The 8,102-nt window shown below is 50.4% G+C and carries 7 protein-coding genes and 2 pseudogenes; 4 read left to right on the top strand and 5 right to left on the bottom strand.

Annotation, left to right across the window (positions count from 1 at the left end; genetic code table 11):
• Nucleotides 1-246, top strand: a 246-nt coding sequence (locus tag QYH43_RS26770; protein WP_301158514.1) for a hypothetical protein, incomplete at its 5' end; no start/stop codon positions are given.
• 483 nt (nucleotides 247-729) lie between these two features.
• Here the strand turns inward: QYH43_RS26770 and QYH43_RS26765 are convergent.
• Both QYH43_RS26765 and QYH43_RS26760 read right to left on the bottom strand, forming a co-directional pair.
• Nucleotides 730-894 carry a hypothetical protein gene (locus QYH43_RS26765; RefSeq protein WP_256580393.1) on the bottom strand — a complete coding sequence of 55 codons (165 nt, stop codon included), beginning with the start codon at nucleotides 892-894 and terminating at the stop codon, nucleotides 730-732.
• Between the two features lie 508 nt (nucleotides 895-1,402).
• On the bottom strand, nucleotides 1,403-1,684 hold the full coding sequence (locus QYH43_RS26760; protein WP_143500405.1) for a hypothetical protein: 282 nt from the start codon (nucleotides 1,682-1,684) through the stop codon (nucleotides 1,403-1,405).
• A gap of 377 nt (nucleotides 1,685-2,061) precedes the next feature.
• Between QYH43_RS26760 and QYH43_RS26755 the strand changes: the two are divergent.
• Nucleotides 2,062-2,205, top strand: a pseudogene (locus QYH43_RS26755) (ATP-binding cassette domain-containing protein); the annotation flags it as partial.
• An 11-nt stretch (nucleotides 2,206-2,216) separates the two neighbouring features.
• Here QYH43_RS26755 and QYH43_RS26750 read toward each other — a convergent pair.
• The 3 genes from QYH43_RS26750 to QYH43_RS26740 all read right to left on the bottom strand — a co-directional run bounded on the left by QYH43_RS26750 (nucleotide 2,217) and on the right by QYH43_RS26740 (nucleotide 6,635).
• Nucleotides 2,217-3,524: an OprD family porin gene (locus tag QYH43_RS26750; RefSeq protein WP_301158513.1), complete on the bottom strand. Its 1,308-nt coding sequence runs from the start codon at nucleotides 3,522-3,524 to the stop codon at nucleotides 2,217-2,219.
• Nucleotides 3,525-3,794: 270 nt separating this feature from the next.
• The gene (locus tag QYH43_RS26745) at nucleotides 3,795-5,300 is read right to left on the bottom strand and encodes a M81 family metallopeptidase (protein ID WP_095061747.1); all 1,506 of its coding nucleotides are present in this window, start codon (nucleotides 5,298-5,300) and stop codon (nucleotides 3,795-3,797) included.
• A gap of 27 nt (nucleotides 5,301-5,327) precedes the next feature.
• Complete coding sequence (locus QYH43_RS26740; RefSeq protein WP_095061745.1) at nucleotides 5,328-6,635, bottom strand: MFS transporter; 1,308 nt, start codon at nucleotides 6,633-6,635, stop codon at nucleotides 5,328-5,330.
• A gap of 129 nt (nucleotides 6,636-6,764) precedes the next feature.
• On the opposite strand from QYH43_RS26740, the gene QYH43_RS26735 reads away from it, so the two are divergent.
• Both QYH43_RS26735 and QYH43_RS26730 read left to right on the top strand, forming a co-directional pair.
• A complete protein-coding gene (locus QYH43_RS26735) occupies nucleotides 6,765-7,676 on the top strand; it encodes a LysR family transcriptional regulator (protein ID WP_095061743.1) in 912 nt (303 codons plus the stop codon).
• 170 nt (nucleotides 7,677-7,846) lie between these two features.
• A pseudogene (locus QYH43_RS26730) lies at nucleotides 7,847-8,077 on the top strand (IS3 family transposase); the annotation flags it as partial.
• Nucleotides 8,078-8,102 lie beyond the last annotated feature (25 nt).

Raw genomic sequence — 8,102 nt, 5'->3', positions numbered from 1 at the left:
CTTGCTGTCAAGTGGTTATTTTCAGAAGCTCTCAAGGATTTCCTTAACAACTTCAACCACTTGCGCTTCAGATCTCTCATCAGCGGGAGGCGAATTCTACAGCGTTACCCGCTGTTGTCAACACCTCTTTTTCAACTTCCTTTTGGCTTCGATGAACTGAAGCAACCTGCTGCCGAAAACCGCGTAACTCTTTGTTTACCAAGGAGTTTTCCATTTCGACTGCGCCGGAAGTGGGGCGAATTATAGACACCTGAGATCTGCCGTCAAGCACTGATTTTGCTTTTCTATCAATAGCTTGCAGAAAGGGGGAACCAGCTCCCCCTTCTATATAGAGGGCCGGCCTTTTAGCCCTCTCCCCTGCCCGCCCCATTTTCAATGGCTGCCATGCCGGGGTCCGATCGCACCGACAGCAATCGGCCAAAACGCTCATCGCAATGCTTTGAGCTTCTCACTGGAGCATCGCAGGGATTCAAGCGACCATCCATTGATGATCGACGCCCCACCATCAGAACGGTTACTTATGTGCTTTAACCGCCCCCTGGTAGTAAGGCTGGCTGTCAATTCGCGGTTCATAGACGCCAGTGCGTAATGCTGTCTACATCCATATCAAAGGTAAAGGAGGCGGCGCAGCGTGTACCGTTTGGCCAGACGATAGGGTTTTAATCATGTTTAATCACCAATGGCTGCTGAATATTACTGACTCACCAAAATTCGCGAGCAATCCCGGCATCAGTACTCGTGATCGCGCAGCCAATCGGAGTAATGCAGCAGTCCCTTTTGCAGCGACCATTGCGCTCGATAGCCCAATTCCCGCTCCGCAGCACTCATATCCCATGCCCCATGCCGATCGAGATGCCAGTAGCCATCGCCGATTTCGACGTGAGCCTCAGGCATTATTTTTCTGATCAAATCAACGGCGCCCCATATCCCTTCCTGTCCCAGTATTCACGACAACACGCTTCATAAGTTCACCTATGGCTTTAAGCGAGTGCAGCTACAACATGAACTGCATCCGCTAACTTCGGAATCAGGACTCTTGCGTTGGAGTTAGTACGGTTTGTTTGGAAATTCGCGACTGCCATAACACAATCATCGCGCCAGAAAGGATGGTCAGTGCACCAAGGTACCAAGCGGTGTATTTATCCTCAGGCGAAACCGGATTGGCGCCGGCGGTATACCGATATATCCCAGGACAAGGATTGCCAGCACAGCCGGGATCGACAGTATCACTGCCAAACCGAAACATTGCCGGTGGAAGGTCATAACAATAAATGCAGCAACAGCCGCCATGCAGGACATCACCAGCGTGATAGCCAGGAGCGGTGCACGCAGAGGTGGTTTTTTTAGTTTTTCAAACTCGCAATGTCTGTTGAAGTTTCTGGACATCTACAATTTAGACAGTTCAAAGTAGGACGTTAAGCTTGTTGTCAGCGGCATTTAGTGTAGCCATCACTCTAATCGCGCGCTCACCGTAGAATTTTTTGACAATGCCGTCATACACACAAAGCACAAGCCCCTCTTCTGACACATATGAACTACCGCCCTCTATCAACACCAAATTATAAACATCATAGCGATGTGCGACATCTGATCTAAGGTCCTTGCAAATAGCACGATGATCAGGCTCCGCAGCATAGGCATTAAGTGGCGCAAGCAGCGCGAGCATTAATACTAGCTTTTTCATTAATCAGTTTAGCTCGCAGTTAACAACAATTAAGAGCCCGCATGGTAGGACGGGCTAAATTGAGTGTCAATATTCGATATGTGCGAGGTGGTCAGACTCTATCTCCTACTAAATACATCAGACATATAAGCCCAAGTTACTCCTAACACAAAACCTAATACCCAAACCTTTTACAGATCAACAAAAGCTCTACATATAAAATAAATCAGCAAGGAGCTTCTATAGAAGCCTTGCCGCGAACTGAGAGGATCTTGGTGCATGCAGGGCTGCGTATTCACGGCGTACGGTGCCGACCTGCGATCGGCAAGCGAAGGTAGCAGTGTCCGTAACGGCGCAGCTCCTCTCAAATAATAAAAGCGCCGAGGGCTACCAATGCCATCGCCAACGATGGCATTGATCTCAGTGTGATGCCCGGCGAGATCCATGCCGTACTCGGTGAGAACGGTGCCGGCAAATCCACCCTGATGAAAATCATCTACGGCGTCACCCGCCAGACCTCAGGCGAGATACCCTGGAAGGGTACCGCCCCCCCTTAGAGAAGCGGAATGCTGTAGCTTACAACTATCCGGTTCTGATCTTGGTTACGAGCGGCATCGCTATTGGATTTACCGTTACGCCAGCCGAAGCCAACACCTTTGAGCGCTCCCGACTGAAGGACGTAGTCCAGAGTAAAGTCTCTTTCCCATTCTTTCTGATCAGTACCGGATGCTGTCTTGATATTGTTGCCGGAAAGGTACATGACCGATGCTTTGAGACCAGGAACGCCCATAGCAGCGAAGTCGTAGGCATACTGACCGAAAGCTGTCTTCTCACCTGCGCGGGTGAAGCTTTGGATAAAACGATCGGTATATAAGTAGACGCTCGCCCCACCGGCACCCTTGTCTACAAGGCTACCCTGATTGAGTTGAGTAAAATTGCTGCCATCTGAAACGCTTTGATACCCCGCCGTAACGGCGTGCCCTCCCACGGTGTAAATCAGTGCAGCACTCCAGGTGCGGTTATCGATTTCGCCATCACCGTTTTCGGTGTAACCGCTGATTCTGTAGCCAGTGGTTCCGGAGCTGTTTGCACCGGACGAGTCAGTGTTGAAGTAGCGCAGGTCGGTTTTCAGAGATTGATTGTCCGAGAGCGCAAGCGTGTGAATCAGTCCAAAAAACTGCTGGGTATAGTAGTTGTCGAGATGGGCATAGTAGTACTGAGCCGTCAAATCCTTGGTGACTTTCCAGTCGCCCCCGGCGAAGTCGAACTGGTTGCTTTCACGCGTACCGCCCATAGCGGCCAGCCCCGTCTGATCAGTTGAACCGCGACCTGTTGCATGTTCAATTCGCCCCCCCGTCAGGGTCAGGTCCTTGAACTCGCTCGAGGTAATTTGGCCGCCCTCGAAGGTTTGTGGCAGCACCCGTCCATCGTTGGCGACCAGTATCGGAAGTTTCGGAATCAAGGTACCGTAGCGCAGTTCGGTCTTCGACATTTTGACTTTTCCGGTCAGCCCCAGCCGGCTCCACTCGTCAACGGCGCGGTTATCACTGTCCGAGGGAATCATAGAGCTGCCGACGTGGCGTCCCTTGCCAGTGTCCAGGGTAACACCCAGCAACCCCAAGGCATCGACACCAAAACCAACGGTACCATCGGTATATCCCGACTTGACGTCCAGCATGAAACCCTGCGCCCACTCTTCGGTTTTCGAAGGGGCCGCGGTGCCATCACGGTTGTCGTTATTGAAGTAAAAGTTCCTCATTCCCAAAGTAGCTTTGCTATCACTTAGGAAGTCAGCAAACGCCTGGCTACTCATGGCAATGGTGCCAAACATCAAAGTTGCAGAAATTTTATTTACGTTCAATTATAATGCTCCGATTTTTTTATAATTTTTAGGTAACAGAAGCAACAAGGAAATCTTCCAAGCCAACGCAACACGCACGAATCCCACGCAAATTTCGCTAACGCGAATGCATCAACTTAATATGCACAACTGAAATGCCTTCCTTCTTATCTACTGGTGTAATCCGCTTTCTGGATCCAGATAGATCAGGAAGTATTTTTTATCCAGGCGAACGTTCACTTACGCCATTTGCGTTAATGTCGCTCCATACCTAAAGTTCGATTACGATCATTAAGCGCGGCATGCAGGGCTGTGGAATGAAGGCCCGTTTGGTTTTAGCCGGATTCCCTCACGAAGTTTTTTCCATGGAATGTCCGCTGGATCCGCGGTCATGGGCCCAGGTGCTTTGGCAACGAGTACTTGGTCGGCAATCGGCTCGAAATCGGCTCGAAAATGAACAGAGCTTTTATTGATCAGTACACTCATTTGCTCAGGTTCTATACCTGCTATCCGATACAAATTCCTGTCCAGCATCTGGCACTTACCAGAGCTGACAGCCACCTTCACACCCCCGATTTTCAAGCATGCAACAGGCCCGACATCAACTTCCATGCCATTCATCATCGGGCCTGCAAAACGACAGCGGCCATCGGATAAATGCATTACTTCAAAGCGCCCCTGCAAGGGACTATCGCCCGGTGCGCCCGACTGCCCCCCGAGCGCTATTTCAATGAAACCGCCTACCCCGGCTGCAATGGCGGACTGAACTGCTGCCGGGTCATAAAGCAATCCTACGGCAGCATTAGTAGCACCGTGTTTAATGAGTGCCTTCAGCATTCCTGTCGTGTTCGAATCCCCGCCTGCTCCCGGGTTGTCTTGGGTATCGGCAATGACGATTGGACGCTGGGCGGTTTCTGCTAACGTCATTGCCCGGAGCACTGCTTCGTCCGGGAGCAGGAAAGGTACTTCCCACTGATCCTCCTCCTCCACTACCATTTTATAAAGGACAGCGACAGCAGCCTTGATCTCTCGCCTGTCTGTTCCATAACCCCAGATAACCGGCCCACACTCCTCGAAATCAGCGGCTGGAAAGCCTGGAGTAAATGAGAGTGAAAGGCCTTCGGACTCAAGGTGTTCTAATTGCTCGTAAAGGCTTCGTGCTGGATCCATGAGCGTACACATCCCGTTTATCGGGATCAGGAAAGGAAGGCGTAAGCTTTCGCAATGCAGTTTTCCCGACCGGAGCCGCAAATCAAGTAATTTGGCGGCTCGTGTGCCAGTTTCAGCCATATCCACGTGGGGATAAGTACGAAATGCAACCATCGCATCTGCGTGTGTGAGCATCAACTCAGTAACATTAGCGTGTAAATCCAAAGAGACGACTATCGGGATATCCTTACCGACAACAGCTCGTAGCCGAGCCAGGAGCGTCCCTTCACCATCGTCCGTATGATCGGCAACCATCGCGCCATGCAGGTCTAGATATATACCGTCGATTGCTTCGTTTGCAGCGGCCTTTATGATTTCATCGGTAATGCGATCATAGGTATCTTGAGTGACATGCGCGGATGGACTGGCCCCAGCCCAAATCACCGGGACTACTTCATAGCCCAAGCGGTCAGCCTCAATCAAAAATCCGCCTGCCGGAATATTAACATTCCGAAGTTCCAACATTTCTTCCCCTCTTACCATCTGAGGAAAACCTTCCCCCCTGACAAAATTTTCATATTCAGCTTTGGATGGCGCGAATGTATTTGTTTCATGTTGAAAACCAGCGATCAGAATTCGATATGTCATGGCTATTAAGACGCCTCATTGAAATTTTTAGGTAGGCTGTGTAGTACAAATTTTTTGCTGCGCAGGTTGCGGCCTGTTGGCGGCGAGTATCAAAGCACCCACCACAAGAATTGTAGCCATGACCAGAAGACCAGAGTCTGAGTTGCCAGTGGCGGACTTGGCATAACCGATCAACGTGGGACTGATAAACCCGCCCGTCAATCCAATGGTGTTAATAACGGCGATCCCACCAGCAGCAGTGTCACCTTTGAGATGTTGCGAAGGGATTGCCCAGAATACCGTATAAGCAACCCACATCATGGTCGTAGATAGAGTCAGAAAAGTGAGTGCCAAAACAAAGTCGGCCTTATAAATTACTGACCCAGTCAAGCAAATCGCCGCAATCAATGCTGGCACCGCTGTGTGCCAACGCCGCTCATAGAAATGATCTGAGGTGCGACCAAATATCAACATCCCCAGCATCGCACCAATGTATGGAATCGCTGAGTAAAAGCCGATCTGCATGACACCTTGAACGCCTGCGTCCTTTAGAATCGATGGCAGCCAAAAGCTCATTGTGTAAATTCCGCAAATCAAGCAGAAGTAACCGGCCGCCATTAGATACACACGTGGGTCTTTTAATACTTGAACAAATGAATGGTGGGCTCCCTGCCCTTCACCGATATGCGCATTCAGCACTTGTTTTTCACGCTCACTCAACCAAGGCGCGACCGAGGGTTTATCGCTAAGAACTTTCAGCGCTATGAGACCTAACACTACAGCCGGTAATGCCTCCAGAAAAAACATCCATTGCCATCCGGCCAGGCCGTGGAAACCTGCGAAGGAGGTCATGATCCACGCGGACAAAGGTGCCCCAAATATGCCGCCCAGTGGCCCGGCAAGCATAACGATTGCCATCACTCTGCCTAACCGCTCGCGCCCGTACCAATAGGTAAGGTAAAAAATCATTCCGGGAGCGAAACCCGCCTCAAAGACGCCGAGGAGAAAACGCAGCACGTAAAATGATCTCTCGCTTTCTACGAACACCATGCATGCAGATGTAATACCCCACAAAATCATTACCCGGCTGAGCGTCTTGCGCGCTCCGATCTTCGGCAATAGCAAATTGCTAGGCGTTTCGAACAAGGCGTAGCCCACGAAAAATATTCCGGCACCCAGTCCGTAAGCAGCATCAGATAAACTTAGATCGCTTTGCATCTGAAGCTTGGCAAATCCCACATTTACCCGGTCCAGATACGCCACCACGTAACACAGGAGCAAAAAAGGTAATAACCGCCAGTCTATTTTTCGATAGATGGTCGATAGCTCGCTCGATGGATTAATGCACCTTTGCATACTGCCTCCGCTGTAGGCGTTTTTATTGTGCAACCAGTATTCAGGTGGAATGGCAATGCAAGCAACAGCAACTTCTTGATGGTATCGTTGCCCTAAGGGCAACGATCATGCATAGGGGGAGGATTGTTTGTGAGAGATCTGAATCAACGCCGAATGCGGTATTTCTATGAGGTGCTGTCCAGCGGCTCCATTCGGGGGGCGGCCGAAAACCTGAACACGGCACCTTCAGTTATCACCCGGCAAATCCAACTGCTGGAAGAGGAAGTGGAAACTGTATTGTTTGAAAGGCAAGCACGTGGCGTGGTTCCTACTGAAGCAGCCCACCTTCTCTTGGAGTTCTGGCGTGGCTGCCAGGCACAACAAGAGCACCTTGAAGACCGCTTGCGAGGACTGAAGGGGTTAAGGGAGGGTGAAGTCCGTATCGTTACCAGCGAGGGGTTCATCGATTTGCTGATTGATCATGTTTTGCGGGATTTCACTGCCACCTATCCCGGTATTCGTATCAGTCTCGATGTGCTTCCCGTCAAAAGCGTTCTGGAGGAAGTCATTCAGAGCACTGCCCATATCGGCCTCGCTTACAATCCATCTGCGCATCCTGAAGTCGCCTACCGCGCATCTTCACTTCAACCTGTCCGATTGCTCATGCGATCAGATCATCCGCTTACGCGTCTCAGTGAACCTCTCAAATTCGAAGAAATAATGCGTTACCCGTTAGCTGTGATGCCGCTTGAATACGGGTTAGGGCAAATTGTTCAGCTTGTAGCACATACAGAAAATCTGTCCATTCGACCGGCCTTGGTAACGAACTCGCTCACTGCCCTCCGACGTTATGTGATGAGCGGAGAAGCGGTAACGATGTTGAGTGAGTTTTCTGCCTTTAACGATATGATCAGCGGAGACCTGGTGACTCGCTCAATTGATCATCCACTATTCCAAAATATATATGCTCGCCTTTTAGTTAAAAAAAGAAAACCCCAGTCTGTTGGTGCAGAAGAACTTATAAAATGGATTAAAGAACGAATATTTATATTCAATCAATAACCACCAACGATAGATTGTTGGCTCCGATGCCGAGCTGAGCCAGTTGCCGAGATACCACTGACCCAGCCTGATTCTTCGCGAATCGTTGCCAGTGCTGGATTTTTTGTCGAGTTTTGGAGGCAGTCTTGTTTCAGCACTCGGGGGTCAGTTTTCAACCGGTGTAGACAGATAGCCGCAGCATCGTGTCGAAGATGCAGGAAGACGGCGAGCAAATCGGGCGGTTCAAGGTGCGTGGTCTGATGCGGGAACTGAAGTTAGCCAGCAAACAACCTGGATCACATGCCTACAAACAAGCGACGGTCGAGCGGCCTGATATTCAGAACATTTTGAATCTAGAGTTTGAAGTGCTGGCACCCAAACAGGTCTGGCGTGGCGATATCACCTATGTCTGGGCTCAAGGGAATACCGCCTGACGGGACGGTGTTG

It is taken from the genome of Pseudomonas sp. C32, from assembly GCF_030417915.1.
GTDB lineage: Bacteria > Pseudomonadota > Gammaproteobacteria > Pseudomonadales > Pseudomonadaceae > Aquipseudomonas.
Note: the sequence above shows the minus strand (reverse complement) of the source record. Positions and strands in the feature narration are given on the sequence as shown.